This window comes from Pseudarthrobacter sp. MDT1-22, assembly GCF_054511035.1.
The window spans coordinates 14,588-27,750 of the sequence record NZ_JBTNDK010000018.1; the positions used below are offsets into that span (position 1 = coordinate 14,588).

Genomic DNA, 13,163 nt, shown 5'->3' on the forward strand with positions numbered 1-13,163 from the left:
CGAATTGCCGAAAGACCCAGCAAAAGCCAGTTGATCAGCGAAATAGCCGCAGGTATGTATACATAGGCCTTGTCTGGTGCGGGTTGCCCGCATAGCATGGTGGCAACACAGCGACGTGAACGGGAGCCCATGATGGTCAGCGGAAATTACCGGGAAACATATTCGCGCAGCATCGAAAAGAAGGACGCCTTCTGGCTTGAGGCAGCAGGCGGCGTGACCTGGTCCAGGACGCCGGAAACCGCGCTTGATGGATCGGCCGCCCCGCTGTTCCAATGGTTTCCCGATGGCATGCTCAACACGAGCTACAACGCCCTGGACCGCCACGTTGAGGCCGGCCGCGGGGACCAGGATGCCCTCATCTACGACTCCGCGATGCTGGGGATCAAACGCACGTACAGCTACGCCGAACTGACGGACCTCGTGGCGCGGTTCGCGGGTGTGCTGCGCTCGCAGGGAGTCCGCAAAGGGGACAGGGTGGTCATCTACATGCCCATGATTCCCGAGGCCGCCATCGCGATGCTGGCGACCGCCCGGCTCGGGGCCGTGCATTCGGTGGTTTTCGGCGGATTCGCGCCCAAGGAACTCGCCGCCCGCATCAAGGATGCCGGTCCGGCCGCGATTGTGACGGCGTCCGGCGGGATTGAGCCCTCGCGCCGGGTGGAGTATCTTCCGGCGGTTGCCGAAGCGCTCGAACTCGCCGGCGCTGGGCAGACGCCCGTCATAGTCAAGGACCGGGAAGGCTTTGTGCACTCGGCATCCGAGTATCCGGACTGGCTGGACTGGGACCGGTGCTTTGACGCGGCCGCCCCGGCGGCAGCAGTGGATGTCGCAGCAACCGACCCCCTTTACATCCTCTACACCTCGGGCACCACCGGCACGCCGAAGGGCGTTGTACGGGACAACGGCGGCCATGCAGTGGCGCTCAGCTGGACCATGGCAAACATCTACGACGTCGGTCCGGGTGACGTGATGTGGACGGCGTCCGACGTCGGCTGGGTGGTGGGTCATTCCTACATTGTTTATGGCCCGCTGCTGGCCGGTGCCACCACGGTCCTCTACGAGGGCAAGCCCGTGGGGACGCCTGATGCGGGAGCGTTCTGGCGCGTGGTGCAGGACCACAAGGTCAACGTCCTGTTCACCGCACCCACGGCCCTGCGCGCGATCCGCAAGGCCGATCCTCAGGCGGCAGAGCTGGCCCGGTACGACATCTCCACCCTGCGCACGCTGTTTGCGGCCGGCGAGCGGCTGGACACGGACACCTACCGCTGGGCAGGTGAGGTCCTGGGTGTTCCGGTGGTGGACCACTGGTGGCAGACCGAAACCGGCTGGGCCATCTGCGCCAACCCTCGCGGGCTGGAGGACCTTCCCTTCAAGCCCGGGTCACCTACCGTGCCCATGCCCGGCTTCGAACTGAAGATTGTCGACGGCTCCGGGGCGGCGGTGCAGCAGGGGGAGGAGGGCAACATTGTCCTGCAGCTTCCCTTGCCTCCCGGAACCCTTACAACCCTGTGGCAGAACGACGACCGCTATGTGTCCTCGTACCTGGCTGCCTTCGAAGGCAGCTACGCCACGGGCGACAGCGGCTACCGGGATGCTGACGGCTACGTCTTTGTGATGGGCCGGACCGACGACATCATCAACGTGGCCGGCCACCGGCTGTCCACCGGTGCGATTGAGCAGGTCATCGCCAGCCATCCGGCCGTCGCTGAATGTGCCGTGATCGGCGTGGCGGATCCCCTCAAGGGTCAGCGGGCCAGCGGCTACGTGGTGCTCAAAGCAGGGGTCACCACCCCTGAGGACGAGCTGGTCCGGGAGCTGATCGCCCTTGTCAGGAAGGACATCGGGCCGGTGGCCGACTTCAAACACGCCACAGTGGTCGAAGCGCTCCCCAAGACCAGGTCAGGGAAGATCCTGCGCAAGACCATGCGGCAAATAGCCGACGGCGAAGCGTACGTGGTGCCCTCCACGATTGACGATCCGGACGTCATCGGGCAGTTGCTGGGCGAGCTCCGGCCAGAAGGCGCCGTTTAGTACTGCAGTCGCGTTTAGTTTGGGCTCCATCGGCGGTTTAACCGGACTTTCCGCCCGGAGCCTCTTGAGCGTTGGTGGTGAGTAATGGCAGAAAGCGGTGAACTGATCGGGCAGCGGCAGCGGCGTCGGGGTTGAGCAGGTGGTCGAGTGAATGGACACGACTGAATGTCCACGACGCCGGCACACTGCACCAGAAGATCCCATCACCCCGGGCCAGGGCAAGGCGCTGTCCGGGAACGTACGCGAGAGCTATCTGCGGGCACCGTGGTGGACACCGAGGCCGGCGCATCCGGCGGGGAAAGCTGAGCGCTCCCCGAAGCACCGCGACGTCGAACCCCCGGACGCGAAGAAGCCTTGACCGTGATCTGCCCCACAGCTACATTAGTTTCACGGCACGAAAGATTTTTTCCGAGATGCGGAATTTTAATTCCATGGGCGCCACCCGTACAAGGGTGGTGCTCCGCATCCGCAGCACCAGTTCCCGTCCACACCCGCAACGCCCTTTCCGCCACTCGGAGGTCTGCATTATGTCCCACCAACACGGTCCCGACGAGCACGGGCACCCGAATCTGATTGACCCGGAGCCGTGGGGCACCGGTGACCCCGCGGTCGAGGAGATCGTGAGGGGAGGGCCAGCCACGCGGGTCCAGGTGCCCGCGGGCGTGAGCCGCCGACTCTACAACGAGGACCTGGCGCCCACCACGCGCAAGGGCCGCACCTGGCACGCCTACAGCATCTTCACGCTCTGGGCGAATGACGTGCACTCGCTGGGCAACTACGTGTTCGCCATCGGACTGTTCGCCCTGGGATTGGGCGCCTGGCAGATCATGCTCGCCTTCCTGCTCGGCGCCGTCCTGCTGTTCCTTCTCCTGAACCTCTCGGGGTTCATGGGCGAGCGGACGGGCGTGCCGTTCCCGGTCATGAGCAGGATCGCGTTCGGCATCCGGGGCTCCAATATCCCAGCCATCATCCGCGGCGCTGTGGCCGTGGCATGGTTCGGCATTCAGACCTATCTGGCCTCGGTGGTGCTCCGGGTGCTCATCTTGGCCCTCGCGCCGTCCCTGGCGCCGCTCGATACAGACTCGTTCCTCGGACTCTCGACTCTGGGCTGGATCTCGTTCGTTGCGCTGTGGGCGATGCAGACGGTGATCGTGAGCTTCGGCATGGAGATGATCCGCAAGTACGAGGCCTTCGCCGGCCCCATAATCCTGGTCACCATGCTCGCGCTGGCCGTCTGGATGTTGGTGGAGGCCGGCGGGACCATCGCCTGGTCCACCGCCGACTCGCTGACCGGCCCAGTGATGTGGGTGCGGATTTTCCAGTCCGCGGCGCTATGGGTCGTCGTCTACGGGACGTTCGTGCTGAACTTCTGCGACTTCACCCGGGGCGCGCCCTCGGAGCGGTCGGTGGTACGCGGCAACTTCTTCGGCATCCCCATCAACATGCTCTTCTTCGCCGCCATCGTGATCGTCCTCGCCGGCGCCCAGTACAAGATCGACGGAACAGTCATCGAGTCGCCCACCGACATCGTCAACGCCATCCCGAATACGTTCCTGCTGGTGCTTGCCTGCCTGGCTCTGATCATCCTGACGGTGGCCGTGAACCTCATGGCCAACTTCGTGGCTCCCATCTACACACTGGCCCACCTTTTCCCGCGGACCCTGACCTTCCGCCGCGCAGCCATTATCTCCGCGTTGATCGGCCTAGTGATCCTGCCGTGGAACCTGTACAACTCGCCCGTGGTCATCGTCTACTTCCTCGGCGGGCTGGGCGCCCTCCTGGGGCCACTGTTCGGCGTGATAATGGCCGACTACTGGCTGGTCCGGAAGGGCCGGGTCAACATTCCGGATTTGTACTCGGACTCCCCCGACGGGGAGTATGCCTACACCCGTGGCGTCAACCGGAAGGCTGTCATCGCGGGTACACCGGCCGCGATCGTCGCCCTGGTGCTGGCTCTCGTCCCTGCGTTCACCTACATTTCCGGCTTCTCCTGGTTCGTCGGCGCGATCCTGGCCGCCGTCACCTACCTTCTGATCATGGATCGCCACGCGCCGTTCCACGCCGTCGACGGCGAGGAGATCGCTGTCGCCCCGAAGCACTGACCGGCCCCACAAGGGCAAGAGCCCCAACGAAGGAGTTCCAATGCTTCAGGTATTGACCTCGCGGTTCCTGTTCGGTCCGGGACCGAGCAACTGCTACCCCGAAGTGACCGCCGCATTGGCGCATCCGGTGATTGGGCACCTGGATCCGGTCTTCATTGAACGGCTCGATAGCACCTGCGAGGGCCTCCGCACGGTCTGGGGGACTCAGAATGCCCGCACTCTGCCATTGAGCGTCACCGGTTCCGGCGGCATGGAAGCGGCTTTTGTGAACACCGTGGACGACGGCGATGTGGCAGTGATCGCCGTCAACGGCCTCTTCGGTGAGCGCATGTGTGACGTGGCCCGCCGCTGCGGCGCCACTGTGGTTCGTGTAGACCACGAATGGGGCACGCCCATCGACGTCGAACGCGTCCTGGCGACCCACCCGCGGCCGAAGGTGATTGCGGCCGTCCACGCTGAAACGTCGACTGGCGTGCTGTCCGACGTCGCGTCGCTCGGGCAGAACAAGGGTGATGCGCTGTTAATTGTCGACGCCGTGACATCCATCGGCGGCCTGGAACTCCTGGCAGACGACTGGGGAATCGACGTCGGCTATGCCGGCACCCAGAAATGCCTCGGCGTGCCACCGGGGCTGTCGCCCTTCACCATGTCGGGTAGGGCCTTCGAGCGAAGGATCAAGAATCCCCGCTCCTGGTACCTGGACGTCGGACTGCTCGGCGGTTACGTCGGGGCCGCCAGCGGCAGCGGCAGAACCTACCATCACACGCCGCCGGTCACCATGATCGCCGGTCTCGAGGCGGGCTTGCAAAGAATCCTGGCCGAGGGACTGGACGCGGTCCAGGCGCGCCACCGCGCGGCAGGGGCCGCGTTGCAGGCGGGGCTCCAGGAGATGGGACTTGAGCTGTTCGCGGCCGAGGGCCACCGGCTGCCCAGCCTCACCACTGTCAAGGTCCCGGACGGTGTCGACTCCGCGGCCGTGCGCCGCCATCTTCTGGAGCACTTCAGCATCGAGATTGGCTCAGGGGCGGGCAAGTATGCTTCCAGCATCTGGCGGATCGGAATGATGGGACCCAACGCAAACGCCGCATCAGTGACTCTGGCGCTGGGGGCCCTCAAGGAAGCCATCGCCTCTGCCTAGCCACAGACTCTGCAGTATCAGGGCCGCTTCCAGCCGTATTCGTTCTCCGGGCGGCCGGGGGTGCCATAGCGCGGGGCGCGGGTGAGGGTGCCGGCGTCGGCCAGGTATTCGAGGTAGCGGCGGGCGGTCACCCGGGACATGCCAAGCGCCGCCATGACCTCTGTGGCCGAAACGGATCCCGAATGCTGTTTCAGGTACTCCTTGACGGAGTCGAGCGTGGAGACGGACAGGCCTTTCGGCAGAGGCAATTCCGACGGCGCCCGGAGGCTCGCGAACGCCTGGTCCACATCGCTCTGGGAAGCCCCGGTCCTGCCCGCCCCGGACTCCGGGGAGGCCAACTGCTGCCGGAACAACCGGTAGCTGGAGAGCTTGTCTTCGAACGTGGCAAAGGTGAAGGGCTTGATCAGGTACTGGACCACGCCGATGGCCACGGCGCTCCGGACAATCGCCACTTCCCGGACCGCGGTGATGGCAATAATGTCCGCCAGGATTCCTGCCGCACGCATCCGCCGGGCAATGTCCAGCCCATGCAGGTCCGGAAGGTTCATGTCGAGCAGGACCAGTTCCACCGGCTCGCCGGCAGCCGCGAGCTCCCCCAGCAGCCTGAGCGCGGACTGGCCGTCAGGGGCCATCCCGGCCAGCATAAATCCTGCCATCCTGCCCACGTAGGCCGCGTGCGCGGCCGACGCCACCGGCTCGTCTTCCACAACGAGGACGCGGATATCGCTCACTGGAACTGCTCCTCTTTGTCGGTTCCGGCGGCCATGGCCGGCAGGAAGACCTGGAAGCGTGCGCCGTCCTTGCCGGTGATGGTCATGGTACCGCCCAGGCGCTGCACAGCCTGGCGGACGAGGGCCAGGCCAATGCCGCGTCCGAACGGACCGGACGCCTTGGTGCTGAAGCCATGCCGGAAAATATCCTCCACGGCGGCGGGGTCCACGCCGGAGCCGGAATCCTCCACCGTGATGTCCAGGCCCTCGGCGTCGGACTCCACGGTCAGCTCCACCGTCCTCGGAACCGCGCCATCCGCGGCGGCGTCGATCGCGTTGTCCAGGAGGTTTCCCAGAATGGTGACAAGGTCCTGGACGGCCAGGCCCGCAACGGACGCAGACCCCTCGGCGGAGAGCGTCAGCTTCACCCCGCGCTCATTCGCTTCGGCCGCCTTACCCATGATCAGGGCGCTGAGGACCGGCTCGTCCACGGAGCTCACCATCTCGTCGGTCAACTGCTGGCTCAGTTCGAGGTCCTTCGTGGCGAACTCCAAGGCCTCCCGGGTTCGCCCCAGCTCCAGCAGGGAAACCATGGTGTGCAGCCGGTTGGCGTGCTCGTGGGTCTGGGCACGGAGGGCGTCGGACAGCGTCCGCATTGTTTCCAGTTCACTGCCCAGCGATTCGATCTCCGTCCGGTCCCGGATGGTGGCCACGGTGCCGAACACCGCCGGCCGGCGGAGGCCGGGGGAGTCGGGACCCACGGCCGGGCCCTGGTTCACCACCACAATCCGCGGACCCGTCAGATGGATTTCATCGTGGGCCGTGCGGCCGGATTCAAAGAGTTCCTTCAGGCTCTCGGCAAGAGGCAGGTCTGACAGCAGGGGTGGCCGCAACTGGTCGTCGCCTGAACCGCGGTGCTCCAGTCCCAGCAACTCGGCTGCATGGTCGTTGTACATGACCACCCGGCCCTTTGTGTCGATCAGGATGAGCCCCTCGCGGACGGAGTGCAGTACTGATTCGTAATAGGCGAACAGCTGTGCCAGCTGTTCCGGGCCCCACCCCCTGGTGACACCGCGCAGGTAGCGTCCCAGTAACCAGGCTGCGAGTGACCCCCCGAAGAGCATGGCCAGAACAATGATCACTACAGCGGGCAGCCTTCCCAAAACGTCACCGTCGACGGACCCTACGGTGACGCCCGCAGCCACAAGCCCTCGCACTGTTCCCCCACTGTCGAGCAACGGGACGATGGTGCGCACGGAGGGGCCGAGGGTTCCGGAAACTATTTCAGTCTCAGGACGCCCCTTAAGGGCAGCGTCGATGGAGCCGATGTAGGGCTTCCCTAGCTCCTGATCGTTCGGGTGCGTCCAGCGGGTCCTGTCCGGCGCCATGATCGTGACAAAGTCCGCGCCGGCACCTTCCATGACGTCTTTCGCGTAAGGCTGGAGGATTGATGACGGATCGGTAGACTCGATCGCCTCCAGTACAAGGGGGTTCGTGGCCACGGCTGCCGCAATGCCGCGCATCCGAAGTCCGGCCTCGGTGTAAGTGCGGTCCCGGGCGTCGAGGTACGATGCCGTTCCGACGAGCATCGTCAGAGCCAGCGTGAACAGCAGGTGTGTGACCAAAAACCTCTTGGCAAGACTCCATTTGTGGATCATCGGCACCTTCCATGACCAATATGAACGCAACGGTGAGCTATGTCACGGTGTGCCTAATGATGGATATCACACCGGACCGACGCTATGGGCCAGAGACTGCGCCGCAGCGTCTACCAGATTATCCATAAGGAGACACATCATGGCTTCTCAACGAGGAGAGTCAGCAGCGCCTGCAAAGGCCGCCCGCAAGGGGCTGGACAAATCCCATTACCTTTACATCGCCGTCATTGTCGCCGTGATCGCGGGCGCCGTCGTCGGCCTCCTGTTTCCCGAGGTCGGCAAATCGCTGAAACCGCTCGGCGACGGCTTCATCAAGCTCATCAAGATGATGATCGCGCCGATCATCTTCTGCACCATCGTCCTGGGCATTGGCTCCATAGCCAAGGCAGCCACCGTAGGCAAGGTGGGCGGCCTGGCCTTGGGCTACTTTATGGTTATGTCCACGTTCGCGCTGGGCATCGGCCTTGTGGTAGGCAACCTGATCCACCCGGGTGAAGGTTTGAAGCTGGCGGCGTACGACCCCAGTAAGAAGGCAGAAGTAGACAGCACCGTTGCCTTCCTCCTGGGCATCATTCCGGGCGACATTCCCGTTCTGCCAACACTCTTCGCTGCCATCCTCGTAGGCTTCGCCCTCCAGAAGATGGGTGCGCAGGGCGCTCCTGTCCTGAAGGCCATCGGCCACGGCCAGGTAGTGGTGTTCAGGATCCTGATCATGATCATGTGGCTTGCTCCGGTGGGCGCCTTCGGTGCCATCGCCGCCGTCGTCGGTGCCACTGGTGTCGCGGCAATCGTGAGCATGGCCACCCTCATGGTGGCCTTCTACATCACCTGCGCCCTCTTCATAGTCGTGATCCTCGGCGGTCTGCTCCAGGTGGTGACCGGCGTGAACATCTTCAAGCTGATGAAGTACCTGGCCCGCGAATACCTCCTGATCTTCTCCACCTCCTCCTCCGAGGCCGCACTGCCCCGTCTGATCGCCAAGATGGAGCACCTGGGCGTGTCCAAGCCGGTCGTCGGCGTCACCGTGCCCACCGGTTACTCCTTCAACCTCGACGGCACGGCCATCTACCTGACCATGGCATCGCTGTTCGTGGCCAACGCCATGGGAACCCCTCTGGATCTCGGCGCCCAGGTATCCCTGCTCATCTTCATGATCATCGCCTCGAAGGGTGCAGCCGGTGTCACAGGTGCAGGCCTCGCCACACTGGCCGCTGGCCTCCAGGCACACAAGCCCGAGCTCCTCGGCGGCGTAGGCATGATCGTCGGGATCGACCGCTTCATGTCCGAAGCCCGCGCATTGACCAACTTCACGGGCAACGCTGTGGCCACGCTCCTGATCGGGACCTGGGTCAAGGAGATCGACGGCGAGCAGGTCCAGCGCGTCCTGTCCGGCGAAGAGCCCTTCGACGAGCAGACCATGATCGCCGGCCACCACGAGGTACACGAAACCCCGGCGCAGCCGGTGCAGCCAGTTCCGGCAAACGCCTAGTCCATAGAGGACAAGTCCTTAAGGGACAAGCGCCAGGCGCGGAAAACCGCCCGCACAGACAACCTGTGCGGGCGGTTTTGCGTCGGGACTGGTCAACCTTCGACCTCAGGTAAAAGGTCAAGGCTCAAACACCATCAAAAGTCAAGTTCCACAGAATGCCGTGTCGGGCGTTGTAGCCTTGGGTGGAAACAAGCATGGGCGCTGGTCAGTCAGCGGCAGAACAATGACCGTCATCGAAAGTGTGGAGAGATACGTGAGCAGCGAACAGGGTTCAGCAACTCTGGAAGGCACGGAACTCGATCTGGAAGACGCCGTGATGGGTCCCACAGGGCGCCCCTACCGTGAATTTCCGGAGCCCGCGCCGCTGCAGTCCCATGGTCCGGCCCGCGTCATCGCCATGGTCAACCAAAAAGGCGGCGTAGGTAAGACCACATCCACCATCAACCTTGCAGCAGCGCTGGCCGAGTACGGCCGCCGTGTCCTCCTGGTTGACTTTGATCCCCAGGGTGCCCTGTCAGCAGGCCTGGGGATCAACCCGCACGAGCTTGATCTCACCATCTACAACGTCCTCATGGACCGCAAGGTGGACATCCGCGACGCCATCCACCAGACCGGCGTCGAAAACGTGGACCTGCTGCCAGCCAACATCGACCTCTCCGCCGCAGAAGTGCAGCTGGTCAATGAAGTCGCCCGTGAGCAGGTCCTGGACAGGGCGCTGAAAAAAGTCGAAGACGATTACGACGTCGTCCTGATTGACTGCCAGCCCTCCCTGGGCCTGCTGACGGTCAACGCCCTGACCGCCGCCCACGGCGTGATCATCCCGCTGATCTGCGAGTTTTTCGCACTCCGTGCGGTAGCCCTGCTGGTGGAAACCATCGACAAGGTCCAGGACAGGCTGAACCCCGGACTGCAGGTTGATGGTGTCCTGGCCACCATGTACGACGCCCGTACGCTCCACAGCCGCGAAGTCATCACCCGCCTGGTGGAAGCCTTCGGCGACAAAGTCTTCGAGACCGTCATCAAACGCTCCATCAAGTTCGCGGACGCCACCGTCGCGGCCGAACCGATCACCAGCTACGCAGGCAGCCACATCGGCGCCGATGCCTACCGCCGCCTGGCCAAAGAGCTGATTTCGCGCGGCGGCGCACCCTAAAGACGCCGTGGCCGAGTCCAAACCCGGCTTTGAGGTGCGGCTTGCCAACTTCACCGGCCCGTTCGACCTCCTGCTGGGCCTGATCGCCAAGCACCAGCTGGACATTACCGAGGTGGCCATTGCCACCGTCACTGATGAGTTCATCAAGTACATCAGGAAGCTCCAGAAGCTCGGCGAGGAATGGGCGCTGGATGAAGCCAGCGAATTCCTGGTCATCGCCGCCACACTCCTGGATCTCAAGGCGGCAAGGCTCCTGCCCGCCGGTGAAGTCGAGGACGATGAGGACATCGCCCTGCTGGAAGCGCGGGACCTCCTTTTTGCGAGGCTCCTCCAATACAAGGCGTTCAAACAGGTGGCAGCCCTGATGGCCGGAACCCTGGAACACGAAGCCAGCCGGTTTCCGCGTCAGGTTGCCTTGGAGGAGCACTTTGCCGCCATGCTCCCGGAACTTGTGTGGAAGCACACGCCGGACCAGTTCGCCCGCCTGGCCGAGGCCGCCCTGAAGGCCAAGACGCCGCGGCCCACCGAGGTGGGCCTTGCCCACCTGCACGGCAGTGCCGTCAGCGTGAAGGAACAGGCCGAGATCCTGGGGCTCCGGCTCCAGCTGGGGAAGCCCCTGTCTTTCCGTGCGCTGATCGCCGACGCCGATTCCACGCTCGTGGTGGTGGCCAGGTTCCTGGCATTGCTGGAGATGTTCCGGGACAGGGCAGTCTCCTTCGACCAGGTGTCGCCCCTGGGGGATCTCACCGTGCACTGGACGGTGGACGGCCGGGACTGGTCAACAGAAAACCTAAGCGAAGAATACGAGGAACTGTCGTGAGCCAAGAACTTCCGGAGCCTGGGGCGGAGCCGGGCATGGACGGCCGGGATCTTCCCGGCGGTGCAAAGGCTGCACTTGAGGCGGTCCTGATGGTCCTGGACCAACCGGCCAGCGCTACTGAGTTGGCAGCCGGGCTTAACCTGACCGTCGCCGTCGTCGAGCAGTTACTGGCGGAACTGCAGCGGGAGTATAGCGGCTATACTGTTAAAGCCCCGGACATGGACGATGCCAGCGATGCTGGTTTCAGCGCCAGCCCCCGGGGTTTCGAATTGCGGAACATCGCCGGTGGCTGGCGGATCTACTCCCGCGCAGACTTCGCCGAGATCGTCGGACGGTTTGTGCTTGAGGGTCAGACGGCCAGGCTCACGCAGGCGGCCTTGGAAACACTGGCTGTCATCGCGTACCGCCAGCCTGTCTCCAGGGCCAGGGTGTCTGCAATTCGAGGAGTCAATGTCGATTCTGTCGTACGGACATTGACCCAGCGCGGGCTGATCGAAGATTCGGGACACGATCCTGAGTCGGGAGCCATCCTCTACCGGACCACGTCGTATTTCCTGGAACGGATGGGAATCGGCTCCGCAGCGGAACTGCCCCAGCTCTCACCCCATCTTCCGGGGCTTGAGGGCATCGCGGAGTTCTACGACGCCGACAGAATGTAGGCGGGAAATCCCGCGTGCGCACACGAATATTCATAAGGGCAGATAATTTCTGCATGGCTGGCTAGGGTTGTTCTTGGACAACCAGCGGGCCAAATAACGAAGGACGGGTCATGACACAGGCGGGACGCCAGGGTTCACCACGTAACAGTTCGGGACGCAACAGTTCAGAACGCAATGCCGGACAGGGCGGCGCCAGCCGCAATCCAGCGGCCAGCCGTAATCCGGCGCAGGGCGGCGCAAGCCGGAACCCTGCTCAGGGCGGCAGCGGCCGCCCCAGCGCGGCGGGCGGCGGATTCCGCGCCGGCGCCGGCAAGCGCAACGCCGGATTCGGCGGCGGCGACCGGCCGTACAAGGCCCCGAGGCCGCGCGAAGAGCCATTCGTGGATCCCGGCGACGCCCCGGCGTCGCCACCGGCCGGGCGCGGTGCCTCCGACCGGAAGCCAGCCGCCAGCCCATCGGCGCGCAAGCCGGCTGCCCGCAAACCGGGCGCCAGCAAGGCTCCCGGCACCCCCGGCGCGCTCAAGCCCAAGCCGCGCACCGGCAGGCCCGGGGCGGCGGCGTCACGCGCCTTCGGCAGCGAACGGTTTGGCCAGAACCTTGGCCCCGTGCGGAAGCCTGCCCGCAAGCGTGGACCCCGCGGTGACGTTCCGCAGTCGGAAATGCACGACGCCGACGGCACGCGCCTGCAGAAAGTCATGGCCCAGGCCGGCGTGGCTTCGCGCCGCGTCTGCGAAGAGATGATCTCCGAAGGCCGGGTAGAAGTTGACGGCCAGGTTGTCACTGAGCTTGGTGTCCGCGTGGACCCCAAGACAGCAGTCATCCACGTTGATGGCCTGCGCATCCAGCTGGATGAAAACCTCGTGTACATGGTCTTCAACAAGCCCAAGGGCGTGGTGTCCACCATGGAGGACCCCGATGGCCGTCCTTGCATCAGCGATTTTGTGCGGAAGACCCACCAGGGCGAACGCCTGTTCCACGTGGGCCGGCTGGACGTCGCCACCGAAGGTCTGCTGCTGCTGACGAACGACGGCGAACTGGCCAACCGGCTGACCCACCCGTCCTACGAGGTCCCCAAGACCTACCTGGTCCAGGTCCGCGGCCCGTTCCCGCAGGGAGTTGGCGCGCAGCTCCGGGAAGGTGTGGAACTCGAGGATGGCTTTGCCTCCGTTGACTCCTTCAAGCTGGTGGACTCCACTCCGGGCCACGTGCTGATCGAAGTGGTCCTGCACTCGGGCAAGAACCGGATTGTCCGTCGCCTGTTCGACGCCGTCGGGTTCCCGGTCCTGCGGCTGGTGCGCGTCAAGGTGGGTCCCATTGGGCTGGGCGACCAGCGCCAGGGCAGCATCCGCAACCTTGGCAAGCAGGAAGTCGGCCACCTGCTGGCATCCGTAGGACTCTGAGGC

At 64.5% G+C, this 13,163-nt stretch carries 10 protein-coding genes; 8 read left to right on the top strand and 2 right to left on the bottom strand.

Annotated features, from left to right (window positions below):
- Positions 1–132 precede the first annotated feature (132 nt).
- The 3 genes from ACX80M_RS14350 to ACX80M_RS14360 all read left to right on the top strand — a co-directional run bounded on the left by ACX80M_RS14350 (position 133) and on the right by ACX80M_RS14360 (position 5,271).
- Positions 133–2,031, top strand: coding sequence for an acetate--CoA ligase (locus ACX80M_RS14350; RefSeq protein ID WP_252609192.1), 1,899 nt, complete (start codon positions 133–135; stop codon positions 2,029–2,031).
- Between the two features lie 527 nt (positions 2,032–2,558).
- Positions 2,559–4,133, top strand: a complete 1,575-nt coding sequence (locus tag ACX80M_RS14355) for an NCS1 family nucleobase:cation symporter-1 (protein ID WP_252614022.1) — start codon at positions 2,559–2,561, stop codon at positions 4,131–4,133.
- Between the two features lie 40 nt (positions 4,134–4,173).
- Entirely contained in the window at positions 4,174–5,271 is a 1,098-nt protein-coding gene (locus ACX80M_RS14360) for a pyridoxal-phosphate-dependent aminotransferase family protein (protein WP_252609112.1), read from the top strand.
- Positions 5,272–5,288: 17 nt separating this feature from the next.
- On the opposite strand, the gene ACX80M_RS14365 is transcribed toward ACX80M_RS14360, so the two are convergent.
- Both ACX80M_RS14365 and ACX80M_RS14370 read right to left on the bottom strand, forming a co-directional pair.
- On the bottom strand, positions 5,289–6,002 hold the full coding sequence (locus ACX80M_RS14365) for a response regulator (protein WP_252609114.1): 714 nt from the start codon (positions 6,000–6,002) through the stop codon (positions 5,289–5,291).
- The gene (locus ACX80M_RS14370; RefSeq protein ID WP_252609115.1) at positions 5,999–7,639 is read right to left on the bottom strand and encodes a sensor histidine kinase; all 1,641 of its coding nucleotides are present in this window, start codon (positions 7,637–7,639) and stop codon (positions 5,999–6,001) included. The genes ACX80M_RS14365 and ACX80M_RS14370 overlap by 4 nt, the downstream gene beginning before the upstream one ends.
- Positions 7,640–7,778: 139 nt before the next feature.
- Here ACX80M_RS14370 and ACX80M_RS14375 point away from each other — a divergent pair, with 139 nt between their 5' ends.
- From ACX80M_RS14375 to ACX80M_RS14395, 5 genes are all read left to right on the top strand, one after another.
- Complete coding sequence (locus ACX80M_RS14375) at positions 7,779–9,128, top strand: cation:dicarboxylate symporter family transporter (RefSeq protein WP_252609117.1); 1,350 nt, start codon at positions 7,779–7,781, stop codon at positions 9,126–9,128.
- A 253-nt stretch (positions 9,129–9,381) separates the two neighbouring features.
- On the top strand, positions 9,382–10,281 hold the full coding sequence (locus ACX80M_RS14380) for a ParA family protein (RefSeq protein ID WP_252569374.1): 900 nt from the start codon (positions 9,382–9,384) through the stop codon (positions 10,279–10,281).
- A gap of 7 nt (positions 10,282–10,288) precedes the next feature.
- Positions 10,289–11,101, top strand: coding sequence for a segregation and condensation protein A (locus ACX80M_RS14385; RefSeq protein ID WP_252609118.1), 813 nt, complete (start codon positions 10,289–10,291; stop codon positions 11,099–11,101).
- Positions 11,102–11,136: 35 nt separating this feature from the next.
- Complete coding sequence (gene scpB / locus ACX80M_RS14390; protein WP_252609200.1) at positions 11,137–11,760, top strand: SMC-Scp complex subunit ScpB; 624 nt, start codon at positions 11,137–11,139, stop codon at positions 11,758–11,760.
- Between the two features lie 110 nt (positions 11,761–11,870).
- Positions 11,871–13,160, top strand: a complete 1,290-nt coding sequence (locus ACX80M_RS14395) for a pseudouridine synthase (protein ID WP_252609120.1) — start codon at positions 11,871–11,873, stop codon at positions 13,158–13,160.
- The last annotated feature ends 3 nt before the right edge of the window (positions 13,161–13,163 follow it).

Coding starts and splice junctions, on each gene's coding strand:
- ACX80M_RS14375 (WP_252609117.1), top strand. CDS start 7,779: ATGGCTTCTCAACGAGGAGAGTCAGCAGCGCCTGCAAAGGCCGCCCGC.
- ACX80M_RS14350 (WP_252609192.1), top strand. CDS start 133: ATGGTCAGCGGAAATTACCGGGAAACATATTCGCGCAGCATCGAAAAG.
- ACX80M_RS14355 (WP_252614022.1), top strand. CDS start 2,559: ATGTCCCACCAACACGGTCCCGACGAGCACGGGCACCCGAATCTGATT.
- scpB (WP_252609200.1), top strand. CDS start 11,137: ATGGACGGCCGGGATCTTCCCGGCGGTGCAAAGGCTGCACTTGAGGCG.
- ACX80M_RS14360 (WP_252609112.1), top strand. CDS start 4,174: ATGCTTCAGGTATTGACCTCGCGGTTCCTGTTCGGTCCGGGACCGAGC.
- ACX80M_RS14395 (WP_252609120.1), top strand. CDS start 11,871: ATGACACAGGCGGGACGCCAGGGTTCACCACGTAACAGTTCGGGACGC.
- ACX80M_RS14370 (WP_252609115.1), bottom strand. CDS start 7,639: ATGATCCACAAATGGAGTCTTGCCAAGAGGTTTTTGGTCACACACCTG.